This is a genomic window from Pseudomonas sp. RIT778, from assembly GCF_019718735.1.
Classification (GTDB): Bacteria; Pseudomonadota; Gammaproteobacteria; order Pseudomonadales; family Pseudomonadaceae; genus Aquipseudomonas; species Aquipseudomonas aphyarum.
The window spans coordinates 40,483-54,839 of the sequence record NZ_JAIHBA010000004.1; the positions used below are offsets into that span (position 1 = coordinate 40,483).

11 protein-coding genes are annotated in these 14,357 nt (G+C 62.0%); 4 read left to right on the plus strand and 7 right to left on the minus strand.

Annotated elements, in window-relative coordinates:
- Positions 1 to 115: 115 nt before the first annotated feature.
- The 7 genes from cmk to mtnA form a co-directional block, all read right to left on the minus strand.
- Positions 116 to 805: a (d)CMP kinase gene (gene cmk / locus K5E37_RS03305; protein ID WP_007950916.1), complete on the minus strand. Its 690-nt coding sequence runs from the start codon at positions 803 to 805 to the stop codon at positions 116 to 118.
- Positions 802 to 3,009: a bifunctional prephenate dehydrogenase/3-phosphoshikimate 1-carboxyvinyltransferase gene (locus tag K5E37_RS03310; protein WP_258713625.1), complete on the minus strand. Its 2,208-nt coding sequence runs from the start codon at positions 3,007 to 3,009 to the stop codon at positions 802 to 804. Before K5E37_RS03310 ends, cmk begins: the two co-directional genes overlap by 4 nt.
- 28 nt (positions 3,010 to 3,037) lie before the next feature.
- Complete coding sequence (hisC, locus tag K5E37_RS03315; protein WP_221533138.1) at positions 3,038 to 4,150, minus strand: histidinol-phosphate transaminase; 1,113 nt, start codon at positions 4,148 to 4,150, stop codon at positions 3,038 to 3,040.
- A gap of 12 nt (positions 4,151 to 4,162) precedes the next feature.
- Positions 4,163 to 5,257, minus strand: coding sequence for a prephenate dehydratase (gene pheA / locus K5E37_RS03320; protein WP_007950913.1), 1,095 nt, complete (start codon positions 5,255 to 5,257; stop codon positions 4,163 to 4,165).
- Entirely contained in the window at positions 5,257 to 6,342 is a 1,086-nt protein-coding gene (serC, locus tag K5E37_RS03325) for a 3-phosphoserine/phosphohydroxythreonine transaminase (RefSeq protein ID WP_221533139.1), read from the minus strand. The genes pheA and serC overlap by 1 nt, the downstream gene beginning before the upstream one ends.
- Before the next feature lie 64 nt (positions 6,343 to 6,406).
- Positions 6,407 to 9,070: a DNA gyrase subunit A gene (gene gyrA, locus K5E37_RS03330; protein WP_127799246.1), complete on the minus strand. Its 2,664-nt coding sequence runs from the start codon at positions 9,068 to 9,070 to the stop codon at positions 6,407 to 6,409.
- Positions 9,071 to 9,494: 424 nt separating this feature from the next.
- On the minus strand, positions 9,495 to 10,571 hold the full coding sequence (gene mtnA / locus K5E37_RS03335) for an S-methyl-5-thioribose-1-phosphate isomerase (protein ID WP_011335374.1): 1,077 nt from the start codon (positions 10,569 to 10,571) through the stop codon (positions 9,495 to 9,497).
- Between the two features lie 108 nt (positions 10,572 to 10,679).
- Here mtnA and K5E37_RS03340 point away from each other — a divergent pair, with 108 nt between their 5' ends.
- The 4 genes from K5E37_RS03340 (at position 10,680) to K5E37_RS03355 (ending at position 14,267) form a co-directional block, all read left to right on the plus strand.
- Positions 10,680 to 12,014 (plus strand): TRZ/ATZ family hydrolase, encoded by a 1,335-nt coding sequence (locus K5E37_RS03340; protein WP_007950908.1) that lies wholly within the window; start codon positions 10,680 to 10,682, stop codon positions 12,012 to 12,014.
- A gap of 57 nt (positions 12,015 to 12,071) precedes the next feature.
- Positions 12,072 to 12,770 carry a bifunctional 2-polyprenyl-6-hydroxyphenol methylase/3-demethylubiquinol 3-O-methyltransferase UbiG gene (gene ubiG, locus K5E37_RS03345; protein WP_007950906.1) on the plus strand — a complete coding sequence of 233 codons (699 nt, stop codon included), beginning with the start codon at positions 12,072 to 12,074 and terminating at the stop codon, positions 12,768 to 12,770.
- Positions 12,771 to 12,774: 4 nt separating this feature from the next.
- Positions 12,775 to 13,446 carry an N-acetylmuramic acid 6-phosphate phosphatase MupP gene (gene mupP / locus K5E37_RS03350; RefSeq protein ID WP_085607243.1) on the plus strand — a complete coding sequence of 224 codons (672 nt, stop codon included), beginning with the start codon at positions 12,775 to 12,777 and terminating at the stop codon, positions 13,444 to 13,446.
- Between the two features lie 80 nt (positions 13,447 to 13,526).
- On the plus strand, positions 13,527 to 14,267 hold the full coding sequence (locus tag K5E37_RS03355; protein ID WP_007950904.1) for a YciK family oxidoreductase: 741 nt from the start codon (positions 13,527 to 13,529) through the stop codon (positions 14,265 to 14,267).
- The last annotated feature ends 90 nt before the right edge of the window (positions 14,268 to 14,357 follow it).

The following is a 14,357-nucleotide window of genomic DNA, read 5'->3' on the forward strand; positions in this document are numbered from 1 at the left end:
TTCCTGTTGATTAGGGCGAAAAATACGCCCGTCTCCACATCCCAGACGATGCGGGTCAGTTTCATTTAAAGGAAGCCACCGCAGGACTATGACTGGTCCCCTGCGGCCTTCCTGGTCACCCGGCGATATCGCGAATGGCGATCTCGCTCATGATGCGTTCCAGCACCTGATCGATGGACAACTCCGTGGAATCCAGCTGTATGGCGTCAGCCGCCGGCTTGAGCGGGGCCACCGCTCGCTGGGTATCACGCTCGTCGCGCGCACGGATCTCATCTAGCAGACTCGACAGACTAACACCCTCGACTTTGCCCTTCAACTGCAAATATCGACGGCGAGCCCGCTCCTCGGCACTGGCGGTGAGGAAAATCTTCAGGGGCGCATTCGGAAAAACCACCGTGCCCATGTCCCGACCATCGGCCACCAGGCCCGGGGTTTCCTGGAAAGCACGCTGGCGCTGCAGCAGCGCCTCGCGCACGGCCGGCAATGCAGCCACCTGAGAAGCGCCGGAACCGACGCTTTCAGTACGGATGACATCGCTGACTTCGTCACCTTCCAGAATGATGCGTTGCAGTTGACCGTCGGTCGCCGCGATGAACTGCACATCCAGATGAGCGGCCAGTTTCTTCAGCAGCTCTTCATTGGTCAGGTCGACACCATGGTTGTGCGCAGCAAACGCCAAAAGGCGATACAGCGCACCGGAATCCAGCAGGTTCCAGCCCAGACGCTTGGCCAGAATCCCGGCTACGGTGCCTTTGCCCGAGCCGCTTGGCCCATCGATGGTGATGACCGGTGCAATGTTGTTCACGACTGAGCCTCTTGCGCCACACGAATGCCGACCTGTGCGCACAGCGCCAGGAAGTTCGGGAACGATGTCGCGACGTTGGCGCAGTCATGGATGCGGATCGGTGCCGTGGCGCGCAGCGAGGCCACGCTGAAAGCCATCGCGATGCGGTGATCGCCATGACCATGCACTTCGCCGCCGCCGATCTGGCCGCCGTCGATGATGATGCCGTCCGGAGTCGGTTCGCACTTGACGCCCAGCGCCAGCAGACCGTCCGCCATGACCTGGATACGGTCCGACTCCTTGACCCGCAGCTCTTCGGCGCCGGTCAGCACGGTGCGCCCTTCGGCACAGGCCGCGGCCACGAACAGCACCGGGAATTCGTCGATCGCCAGTGGAACCAGCGCTTCCGGAATCTCGATACCCTTGAGTTTAGCCGCTCGCACACGCAGGTCGGCAACCGGCTCGCCGCCCACTTCACGCTGGTTTTCCAGAGTGATGTCGGCGCCCATCAGGCGCAGGATGTCGATCACGCCGGTACGGGTCGGGTTGATGCCGACGTGTTCGAGCACCAGCTCCGAACCTTCGGCGATCGACGCGGCCACCAGGAAGAATGCCGAAGACGAGATGTCGCCCGGCACTTCGATGTGGGTCGCGGTCAGCTTGCCGCCGGACTCAACCGATGCCGTGGCACCGTTGACGCTCACCGGGTAGCCGAAGCCGCGCAGCATGCGCTCAGTGTGATCGCGAGTCGGGGCTGGCTCGGTAACGGTGGTCTTGCCTTCGGCGTACAGACCCGCCAGCAGCAGGCAGGACTTAACCTGAGCACTGGCCATCGGCATCGTGTAGGTCAGGCCTTTGAGCTTGTGACCGCCACGAATGGTCATCGGTGGACGACCTTCGGCAGCGGTTTCGATCACGGCGCCCATTTCCCGCAGCGGGTTGGCGACGCGATTCATCGGGCGCTTGGACAGCGAAGCATCACCGGTCAGGGTGCTGTCGAAGTCCTGCGCGGCCAGCAGGCCGGACAGCAGGCGCATCGAAGTGCCGGAGTTGCCCAGATAGATCGGGCCCGGCGCAGGCTTCAGACCGTGCAGACCGACACCGTGGATGGTCACACGGCCGTGATGCGGGCCTTCGATGACCACGCCCATGTCGCGGAACGCCTGCAAGGTCGCCAGAGCATCTTCGCCCTCGAGGAAGCCTTCGACTTCGGTGACGCCTTCAGCCAGGGAACCGAGCATGATCGAACGGTGGGAAATCGATTTGTCACCCGGTACGCGAATCCGACCGGACAGGCGGCCACCAGGTTGAGCCAGGAAAATCAGATCGTTGGAATTCATAGCGTCCACATAGGCCCTGCGGGCCAGGATTTTACTGAAATGCTCGCGGGCAACCCGGGCGCGCGTGAAGACGCCCAACAATTGGTGCCCATCCCCTGCATCGACCGCGTCGCGCAAGGCGTCGAGGTCGCTGCGAAATGTATCGAGTGTGCGCAGGACAGCCTCGCGGTTGGCGAGAAAGATGTCATGCCACATGACCGGGTCGCTTCCGGCGATTCTTGTGAAATCACGGAAACCGCCCGCAGCGTAACGGAAGATCTCAAGGTTTTCATTGCGCTTGGCCAGCGAATCGACCAGACCGAAGGCCAGCAGGTGCGGCAGATGACTGGTCGCGGCCAGCACTTCATCGTGACGCTCGACCTGCATGTGCTCGACGTCGGCGCCCAGCTCGCGCCACAAGCGATCAACCACCGCCAGGGCAGCCGGATCGGTCTGCTCCAGCGGGGTCAGAATCACTTTATGACGGCGGAACAGTTCCGAGTTGGAGGCTTCCACCCCGCTCTGCTCGGAGCCGGCAATCGGATGGCCCGGCACGAAACGCGCCGGCATGCCGCCGAACGCTTCGGTCGCCGCGCGCACCACATTGCCCTTGGCGCTGCCGACATCCGTCAGGATCGCCTGCCCCAGATCCATACTGGCCAGACGGGCCAGCACTTTTTCCATGGCCAGGATCGGCACCGCCAACTGGATCACGTCCGCGCCCTGGCAAGCCGCCACCAGGTCGTCTTCGCAGCGATCCACCACGCCCAACTCGACCGCCAGCTTGCGCGATTGCGGGTCGAGATCGACCCCGACCACTTCGCGGCACACGCCGCTTTCACGCAAGCCTTTGGCAAACGAACCACCGATCAACCCCAGACCGACCACCACCAGGCGCCCGATCATAGGTGCAGCAGATTGCAGCGCAGTGACATCACCCACGAGCCAGAACCTTGCGCAGCGCTTCGAGGAAGCGGCTGTTTTCCGCCGGCAGACCGATGGTCACCCGCAGATGGTTCGGCATGCCGTAGTTGGCCACCGGACGCACGATCACGCCTTCGCGCAGCAGGCCCTGGAACACCGGAGCCGCCACCTGACCGAGATCGACACAGATAAAGTTGCCCTTGGACGGAATCCAGCTCAGGCCCAGCTCGCGGAAACCCGCTTCCAGCTGTTGCATGCCGGATTCATTGAGCTGACGGCTCTGCGCCAGATATTCCTCGTCCTTCAGCGCCGCACATGCCGCGGCCAAGGCCAGGCTGTTGACGTTGAACGGCTGGCGTACACGGTTCAGCACGTCCGCCACCACCGGGGTGGACAAGCCGTAACCAACGCGCAGCGCCGCCAGACCGTAGGCCTTGGAGAACGTGCGCGAGACCAGCAGGTTCGGATAAGCCGCGAGGAAATCCAGACCGTCCGGCAGATCGCTGCCTTCGGCGTATTCGATGTAAGCCTCGTCCAGAACAACCAGCACATGCTCCGGCACGTCCTGCAGGAACTCGTCCAGCGCTTCGGCGCCGAACCAGGTGCCGGTCGGGTTGTTCGGGTTGGCGATGAACACGACACGGGTGTTGGCGTCGATGGCCGCCAGCATCGCCGGCAGGTCATGACCCCAATCCTTGGCCGGAACGACCTTGGCCTGAGCGCCGACCGCCTGGGTCGCGATCGGGTAGACCGCGAACGCGTGCTCGCTGAACACGGCATTCAGGCCCGGCGCCAGATAGGCGCGCGCGACCAGTTCGAGAATATCGTTGGAGCCGTTGCCCAGGGTCACCTGGTTCGGCTCGACACGGCATTGCTCGGCCAGCAGGGATTTCAGGGCAAAACCGTTGCCGTCCGGATAACGGGTCAGCTCGTCCAGCGCTTCGCGGATCGCGGCCAGCGCTTTCGGGCTCGCGCCCAACGGGTTTTCGTTGCTCGCCAGCTTGACGATGCTTGCCGGATCCAGGTCCAGCTCGCGCGCCAGTTCGTCCACGGGCTTGCCCGGCACGTATGGCGAAAGTTGTTGCACGCCCGGCTGTGCCAGAGCGAGGAAGTTGCCACTCATTGCTACCACCCCTTAAAGAACTGCTTTCGGGTAGGAACCCAGCACCTTGAGTGCTACTGCTTCCTGACTGATCTTTTCCAATACACCTTTGATCAGCGGATCACGGTGATGACCGACGAAGTCGATGAAGAACACGTAGGTCCATTTGCCGCTGCGCGACGGACGGGTTTCGATCCGGGTCAGGTCGATCCCGTTGTCATGGAACGGCACCAGCAGCTCATGGAGCGCGCCGGGCTTGTTGCTCATGGATACGATGATCGAAGTCTTGTCGTCGCCGGTCGGCGGCACTTCCTGGTTACCGATCATCAGGAAGCGCGTGGAGTTGTCCGGACGATCTTCGATCTTCTCGGCAAGACGGGTCAGGCCATACAGCCCGGCTGCCATGTCACCGGCGATCGCTGCCGAGTTCCACTCACCCTTGACCCGCTTGGCCGCTTCGGCGTTGCTGGACACCGCCACACGCTCGACATTCGGGTAATGGGCGTCCAGCCACTTGCGGCACTGGGCCAGCGACTGGGCATGGGAATAGATGCGGCTGATGCTGTCGGTCTTGGTGTTTTCACCGACCAACAGATGATGGTGAATCCGCAGCTCGACTTCGCCACAAATCACCATGTCGTGCTCGAGGAAGCTGTCGAGGGTGTGGTTGACCGCACCTTCGGTGGAGTTCTCCACCGGCACCACGCCAAAGTTCACCGCACCGGCCGCCACTTCACGGAACACTTCGTCGATTGCCGCCATCGGCTTGCTGATCACTGCGTGACCGAAGTGCTTCATGGCCGCCGCTTGAGTGAAGGTACCTTCCGGACCGAGATAAGCCACTTTCAGCGGGTTCTCGAGGGCCAGGCACGAAGACATGATTTCGCGGAACAAGCGCGCCATCTCTTCGTTGCCCAGCGGCCCCTTGTTGCGCTCCATCACGCGCTTGAGGACCTGTGCCTCACGCTCAGGGCGATAGAACACCGGCTGCTCGCCTTCGGCCAGGCTGGCCATTTTGACCCGGGCAACTTCTTCGGCGCAGCGCGCGCGATCGCTGATCAGCTGGAGGATCTTCTCATCCAGGTTATCGATGCGAACGCGCAGCGCCTTGAGCTCCTGCTCGGACATCAGGAATGCTCCTTCTCGAATTCAGCCATGTAGCCAACCAGCGCTTCGACGGCGTCCAGACCCAGGGCGTTGTAGATCGAGGCACGCATGCCGCCCACCGAACGATGGCCCTTGAGGTTGAGCAGGCCACGGGCGTCGGCGCCGGCCAGGAACGCCTTGTCCAGACGCTCGTCAGCCAGACGGAACGGCACGTTCATCCACGACCGGGCGTTGACGCTGATCGGGTTTGTATAGAAGTCACTGTTGTCGATGAAGCCGTACAGGCGATCTTTCTTCGCCTTGTTGCGCTGCTCCATCGCGGCGACGCCACCCTGCTCCTTCAGCCACTCGAAAACCAGGCCCGAGAGGTACCAGGAATAGGTCGCCGGGGTGTTGTACATCGAGCCGTTATCGGCGGAGATCTTGTAGTCGAGCATGGTCGGGCACGAACTGCGGGCGCGACCCAGCAGGTCTTCACGGACGATCACCACGACCAGACCGCTCGGGCCGATGTTCTTCTGCGCGCCGGCGTAGATCAGGCCGTACTGCGACACATCGATCGGACGCGAGAGGATATCGGATGACATGTCGACCACCAGCGGAACGTCACCAGCCTCGGGAACCCAGTCGAACTGCAGGCCGCCGATGGTTTCGTTGGACGCATAGTGCAGATAGGCCGCACCCGGAGTCAGCTTCCACTCGTTCTGGCCAGGGATGGCCAGATAGTCATAAGGCTTGGCGCTGGCGGCAACATTGACGTTGCCGAAGCGACGCGCTTCCTCGATGGCTTTTTTTGACCAGATGCCGGTTTCGACATAGTCGGCAGTGCCGTTCTCAGGCAGCAGGTTCAGCGGAATTTCGGCGAACTGTTGGCTCGCACCGCCCTGCAGGAACAGCACTTTGTAATTGGAGGGGATGGACAGCAGGTCGCGCAGGTCTTGTTCGGCCTTCTCGGCGATGGCCACGTAGTCATCACTGCGATGGCTCATTTCCATGACCGACAGACCCTTGCCGTGCCAGTCGAGCATCTCGGACTGGGCACGCAACAGGACAGCTTCAGGCAGCGCAGCGGGACCTGCGCAGAAGTTATAGGCTCGTTTGCTCACATCCACTCTCGCTATGCAATCACGGTAGCGGACAGAGCAAACACTCTGCCCTGCTACGATTTGGTTAGTCTTGCGACTCTTCTTCGTCTGCGGCGTCCGCCTGCAGGTTGTCGACCGCATCGTCCGGTTCGGCGCCGATCACGCCTTCTTCCAGCTCGACACCTTCTTCACCTTCAAACTCTTCACCCTCGACTTCCGACGGCTCCTGGACCCGCTCCAGACCGACCAGGGTTTCATCCTTGGCAAGCTTGATCAGGGTCACGCCCTGGGTGTTACGACCCAGACTGGAAACTTCGTCGACACGGGTACGCACCAGCGTGCCCTGGTCGGAAATCAGCATGATCTCCTCGCCGTCGAGCACCTGAACCGCACCGACCAGACGGCCGTTACGCTCGTTGCTGACCATGGCGATCACGCCCTGGCCGCCACGTTTGTACTCAGGGAACTCGGTGATCGCGGTGCGCTTGCCGTAGCCACGCTCGGAAGCGGTGAGGATCTGGCTGCCTTCTTCCGGGATCAGCATCGAAATCAGCTTCTGCCCTTCCGGCAGACGCATGCCGCGCACACCACGGGCAGTACGGCCCATGGCACGAACGTCGGATTCCTTGAAGCGGGTGACCTTGCCACCGTCGGAGAACAGCATCACTTCACGCTCGCCATCGGTGATGGCCGCGGAGATCAGCACGTCGCCTTCGTCCAGTTCCAGCGCGATCAGACCGACGCTGCGCTGACGACTGAAGGATTCCAGCGGGGTCTTCTTCACGGTGCCGTTGGCGGTAGCCATGAAGATGTAGTGACCTTCGGTGTATTCCTCGACCGGCAGCATGGTGGTGATGTATTCACCGTCATCCAGCGGCAGCAGGTTGACCAGCGGACGACCACGGGCGGCACGGGACGCTTCCGGAATTTCGTAGGTCTTCAGCCAGTACACCTTGCCCTTGCTGGAGAACAGCAGCAGGGTGGTGTGGCTGTTGGCGACCAGCAGGTGAGCGATGTAGTCCTCATCCTTCACGCCGGTAGCCGATTTGCCTTTACCGCCACGACGCTGGGCCTGGTACGCAGCCAGCGGCTGGGTCTTGGCATAGCCACCGTGGGAGATGGTCACGACGCGCTCTTCTTCCGGGATCATGTCACCCAGGGTCAGGTCGAGACGGGCATCGAGGATTTCGGTGCGGCGCACGTCGCCGTATTCGGCGCGGATCACTTCCAGCTCTTCGCGGATCACTTCCATCAGGCGCACGGCGCTGTTGAGGATGCGGATCAGCTCGCCGATCTGGTTGAGGATCTCTTGATACTCGGCCAGCAGCTTTTCGTGTTCCAGACCGGTCAGACGATGCAGACGCAGCTCCAGAATGGCTTGCGCCTGTTCCGGCGACAGGAAGTACTTGCCGTCGCGCAGACCGTATTGCGGATCGAGGTTTTCCGGACGGCACGAATCGGCACCGGCACGTTCCACCATCGCCACCACAGCCGAGGATTCCCACGGCGTGCTGACCAGCGCTTCCTTGGCTTCCGACGGCGTCGGCGAAGCCTTGATCAGGGCGATCACCGGGTCGATGTTCGATAGGGCAACGGCCTGACCTTCGAGGATGTGACCACGCTCGCGCGCCTTGCGCAGTTCGAACACGGTACGGCGGGTAACCACTTCGCGACGGTGACGGACGAAGGCTTCCAGCAGGTCCTTGAGGTTCAGGATCCGCGGACGGCCGTCGATCAGCGCAACGATGTTGATGCCAAATACCGATTGCAGCTGGGTCTGGGCGTAGAGGTTGTTGAGGATCACCTCGGGCACTTCGCCGCGACGCAGCTCGATCACGACGCGCATACCGTCCTTGTCGGACTCGTCGCGCAGTTCGGTGATGCCTTCGAGTTTCTTCTCTTTTACCAGCTCGGCGATCTTCTCGATCAGACGCGCCTTGTTCAGCTGGTAAGGGAGTTCGGTGATAACGATCTGCTGACGACCACCGACCTTGTCGATGTCTTCGATGATCGAGCGGGCGCGCATGTAAATGCGGCCACGGCCGGTGCGGTAGGCTTCGATGATGCCGGCGCGACCGTTGATGATCGCGGCAGTCGGAAAGTCCGGACCGGGAATGTATTGCATCAGCTCATCGACGGTCAGCTCGGGGTTGTCGATGAGGGCCAGGCAACCGTCGATGACTTCACCGAGGTTGTGCGGCGGAATGTTGGTCGCCATGCCCACGGCGATACCGCTGGAACCGTTGACCAGCAGGTTCGGAACGCGGGTCGGCATGACTGCCGGGATCAGCTCGGTGCCGTCGTAGTTCGGCACCCAGTCCACGGTTTCCTTGTGCAGGTCGGCCAGCAGCTCGTGCGCCAGCTTGGTCATGCGCACTTCGGTGTATCGCATGGCCGCGGCGTTGTCGCCGTCCACCGAACCGAAGTTGCCCTGTCCGTCGACCAGCAGGTAACGCAGGGAGAAAGGCTGCGCCATGCGGACGATGGTGTCGTACACCGCGGTATCACCGTGCGGGTGATACTTACCGATCACGTCACCAACGACACGGGCAGATTTCTTGTACGGCTTGTTGAAGTCGTTGCCCAGCTCGCTCATCGCGAACAGCACGCGACGGTGCACGGGCTTCAAGCCATCGCGCGCATCCGGCAGTGCACGGCCGACGATCACGCTCATCGCGTAGTCGAGATAGGACTGTTTCAGCTCGTCTTCGATATTGACCGGGAGGATTTCTTTGGCCAGTTCGCCCATGAGAAGCCTGATTCCTTTTTCTGGTGAAACTTCGCCATATCCATAGGGGACGCACGAAGCTCGTCGATGCAGGCCGAGTGCCATGCGCCGACTTACGACAAATCGACAAGTTGACCCTGGATTTGCGCAGTGAAGACAACCCCGTGGGACTGCCTCGGAAAACGCCGGATGTTATCACAAGAGCCGCCACGCACCTATCCCCCAGATGCGCATGGAGCATAGTTAGATGACCGATGACAGGCTTAACGGGGACGAGAGAGGCTCAGAGCTTCCCTGAATGCAAATTTCGGGACGAAATTGCGGATGTTTATTGACTTTCAAGGCCCCATCGCGAGCAGGCTCGCTCCCACAAGGTTCTGTGGCGATCACAAAACCTGTGGGAGCGAGCCTGCTCGCGAAGAGGACAACGCGGACATCAAGCCAATCAATGCAAGCGCTTGCGGCACATCAACTGCGCCATCTTCGCGGTGTCCGGGCGCTCGACGATGCCTTTTTCGGTGACGATCGCATCGATCAGATCTGCCGGGGTTACGTCAAACACAGGGTTGAACGCTTCAACGTCAGCCCCGACGCGCTTGCCGCCAACCTCCAGCAACTCGGCGCCGTCGCGCTCTTCGATCGGAATGTCATCACCGCTGGCCAAATTCATGTCGATGGTCGAACTCGGTGCCACCACCATGAAACGCACGCCGTGGTGCATGGCGTTGACCGCCAGTTGATAGGTGCCGATCTTGTTCGCCACGTCGCCATTGGCGGTGATCCGGTCGGCGCCGACGATCACCCAGGTCACACCTTTGGTTTTCATGATGTGCGCAGCGGCGGAGTCAGCGTTCAGGGTCACCGGAATGCCTTCGTTGGCCAGTTCCCACGCGGTCAGGCGCGAGCCTTGCAGCCACGGCCGGGTCTCATCGGCGTAAACACGTTCGACCATGCCTTCGATGAACGCCGCGCGAATGACTCCGAGCGCCGTACCGAAACCGCCGGTGGCCAGGGCGCCGGTGTTGCAGTGAGTGAGAATCGCCTGGGCATTGCCCTGATGCTTGCGGATCAGGTCGACGCCGAGCTGGGCCATGGTCAGGTTGGCTTCGCGATCGCTTTCATGAATCGCGATGGCTTCAGCTTCCAGCGCCGCCAGCGGATCGGCGTTTTCCTTCAAACGGTCCAGCCGGTCGTGCATGCGGTTCAACGCCCAGAACAGGTTCACCGCGGTCGGCCGGGAATCGGCCAGCAACATGAAATCCTCTTCCAGCGCCGCATACCAGTCGCCACCTTCGGCAATCCGGGCACGGGCCGCCAGCACGATGCCGTAGGCCGCACTGATACCGATGGCCGGCGCACCGCGCACCACCATCGAACGAATTGCCTCGGCCACGCCGGCGGCGCTGGTGTAGGCGATCCAGTTTTCCTCGAACGGCAAAACGCGCTGATCCAGCAGGTGGAGCGCGCCATCACGCCAATCGATGGCCTTTACTTTCTCCGCAGCCAACAGTCGATCGCGCATCCCTCACCCCGCACTCATGAACAAAAGCCGCCGATTATAGCGATCCCCCCGCGAAGACGCTCGGGTATACTTCGCCATCCTTTACAAAAGCACTGGAACCGACCCTCGATGCCGAAACCTGCCATTGCGCTCGACTTATTATTGCTGCCGACCTGGCTGGTACCCGTCGAACCCGCAGGCGTTGTGCTCAAGGAGCATGGCCTGGGCATCCGCGACGGTCGCATCGTGTTTATCGGCCCGCGTGCCGAAGCGCTGAAGTGTAACGCCGCCGAAGTCCGCGAATTGCCGGACGTTCTGCTCAGCCCCGGCCTGATCAACGCCCACGGCCACGCAGCAATGACGCTGTTCCGTGGCCTGGCCGACGATCTGCCGCTGATGACCTGGCTGGAGAACCACATCTGGCCGGCCGAGGGCAAATGGGTCGATGAAGATTTTGTGCGTGACGGCACCGATCTGGCCATCGCCGAGCAGATAAAAGGTGGCATCACCTGTTTCTCGGACATGTACTTCTTCCCGAAGGTTGCCAGCGAGCGCGTGCACAACAGCGGAATCCGCGCGCAGATCGCGATTCCGATCCTCGACTTCCCGATTCCGGGTGCCGCCAGCGCCGACGAAGCCATTCGTCAGGGCGTGGAACTGTTCGGCGACCTGAAGCATCACGAGCGCATCAAGATCACCTTCGGCCCTCATGCACCCTACACCGTAGGCGACGAGAACCTGGAAAAAATCCGCGTGATCGCCGAAGAGCTGGACGCGTCGATCCACATGCACGTTCACGAAACCGCGTTCGAAGTACAGCAAGCGGTCGAACAGCGCGGCGAACGCCCGCTGGCCCGCCTCGGTCGTCTCGGTCTGCTGGGCCCGCGCTTCCAGGCCGTGCACATGACCCAGATCAGCGATGACGACCTGGCGTTGCTGGTAGAAAGCAACACCAGCGTGATCCATTGCCCGGAGTCGAACCTGAAACTGGCCAGCGGCTTCTGCCCGGTGGAGCGCCTGTGGCAGGCCGGGGTCAATGTCGCGGTCGGCACCGATGGCGCCGCGAGCAACAATGACCTGGACCTGCTGGGTGAAACCCGCACTGCCGCCCTGCTGGCCAAAGCCGTCGCCGGCTCGGCCACCGCGCTGGACGCCCACCGGGCGCTGCGCATGGCCACGCTCAATGGCGCGCGAGCCCTGGGGATCGAAGCCGAGACCGGCTCGCTGGAGCTCGGCAAGGCCGCAGACATCGTCGCCTTCGACCTGTCCGGCCTTGCGCAACAACCGGTCTATGACCCGGTTTCGCAGCTTATATACGCCACCGGTCGCGACTGCGTGAAACACCTGTGGGTCGCCGGCAAGCAGTTGCTCGACGACCGCCGCCTGACCCGACTGGACGAACAACAGCTCGGCGAAACCGCCCGGGCCTGGGGCCGACGCATCAGCGGCCACACCGAATCGTAAACACCCCGGAGCAAACTCCGGGGCTACAGCCTTTTTCAAGTTTTAGAGGATTGAATCATGAGCAACGTCGACCACGCTGAAATCGCCAAATTCGAAGCCCTGGCCCATCGCTGGTGGGACCGCGAAAGCGAGTTCAAACCGCTGCACGACATCAACCCGCTGCGGGTAAACTGGATTGACGAGCGCGTCAACCTGGCTGGCAAGAAGGTTCTCGACGTCGGTTGCGGCGGCGGCATTCTCAGCGAAGCCATGGCCCAGCGCGGCGCAACCGTGACCGGCATCGACATGGGCGAAGCACCGCTGGCGGTCGCGCAGCTGCATCAGCTGGAGTCCGGCGTGAACGTCGAATACCGCCAGATCACCGCCGAAGCCCTGGCCGAAGAAATGCCCGAGCAGTTCGACGTCGTCACCTGCCTGGAAATGCTCGAGCACGTACCGGACCCGTCCTCGGTGATCCGCGCCTGCTTCCGCATGGTCAAGCCCGGCGGCCAGGTATTCTTCTCCACCATCAACCGCAACCCGAAGGCGTACCTGTTCGCCATCGTCGGCGCCGAATACATCATGAAGCTGCTGCCGCGCGGCACTCACGACTTCAAGAAATTCATCCGCCCGTCCGAGCTGGGCGCCTGGAGCCGCATGGCCGGCCTGACCGTCAAGGACATCATCGGCCTGACCTACAACCCGCTGACCAAGCACTACAAACTGGCGGCGGACGTTGACGTCAACTACATGATCCAGACCCTGCGCGAGGAGTAAGCCGATGGCCATCAGAGCAGTCCTCTTCGACATGGACGGCACTCTGCTCGACACCGCGCCGGACTTCATCGCCATTTGCCAGGCGATGCGCGCGGATCGTGGCTTGCCTCCAATCAACGACAAGCACATCCGCGACGAAATCTCCGGCGGCGCCAAGGCCATGGTCGCGGTGACGTTCTCGATGGACCCGGAGTCGCCGGGCTTCGAGGAATTGCGTCTGGAGTTCCTCGAGCGCTATCTGGTGGGCTGCGCCGTGCACAGCAAGCTGTTCGACGGCATGGGCGAATTGCTGGCCGACATCGAGAAAGCCCATCTGGTCTGGGGCGTGGTCACCAACAAGCCGCTGCGCTTCGCCGAGCCGATCATGCAGCAACTGGGGTTGGCCGAGCGCTCGGCGCTGCTGATCTGCCCGGATCACGTGAAAAACAGCAAGCCGGATCCCGAGATGCTGACCCTTGCCTGCAAGATGCTTGATCTCGATCCGTCGACCGTTCTGTTTATCGGCGATGATCTGCGCGATATCGAATCCGGCCGTGACGCCGGCACCAAAACCGCTGCCGTGACCTATGGCTACATTCACCCCGACGACAACCCTCGTCATTGGGGCGCGGACGTGGTGGTGGATCATCCGCTGGAGTTGCGCAAGGTGCTCGACAACGCGCTGTGCAGTTGCTGAGTGGTGCTGCAAAGCGACCATCGCTGCATTCCCGGGCAAGACACGGGAACGATCAGAAGTTAATGGATTAGAGGTTTCTTATGTTTGATTACTCCGCTCGCCCCGAATTGCTCAAGGATCGGGTCATTCTGGTCACCGGTGCCGGTCGCGGCATCGGCGCGGCTGCCGCCAAGACTTACGCCGCCCACGGCGCGACCGTGCTGTTGCTGGGCAAGACCGAAGCCAACCTGACCCAGGTCTACGACGAGATCGAAGCGGCCGGGCATCCGCAGCCGGCCGTGATCCCGTTCAACCTCGAAACCGCCCTGCCCCATCAATACGATGAGCTGGCGGCGATGATCGAGACCGAGTTCGGCCACCTCGACGGCCTGCTGCACAACGCCTCGATCATCGGCCCGCGCACGCCGATCGAGCAGCTGTCCGGTGAAAACTTCATGCGCGTCATGCAGGTCAACGTCAACGCGATGTTCATGCTGACCAGCACCCTGCTGCCGCTGCTCAAACTGTCGCAGGACGCCTCGGTGGTGTTCACCTCCAGCAGCGTCGGGCGCAAGGGCCGCGCTTACTGGGGCGCCTATGGTGTGTCCAAGTTCGCCACCGAAGGCCTGATGCAAACCCTCGCCGACGAAGTCGAAAACGTCGCTCCGGTGCGCTCCAACAGCATCAACCCGGGCGCCACCCGCACCAGCATGCGCGCCCAGGCTTACCCGGGTGAAAACCCGCTGAACAACCCGACTCCGGAAGAGATCATGCCGGTCTATCTGTACCTGATGGGCCCCGACAGCACCGGTATCAATGGCCAGGCCTTCAACGCCCAGTAATGCCATACGTCGCATTTGTTGCCGTGGCGGAATACCGTCGCGGCATGCAATTGCCGCTTTGAGCGCGGCAAATTCAGTCAAATAACCACC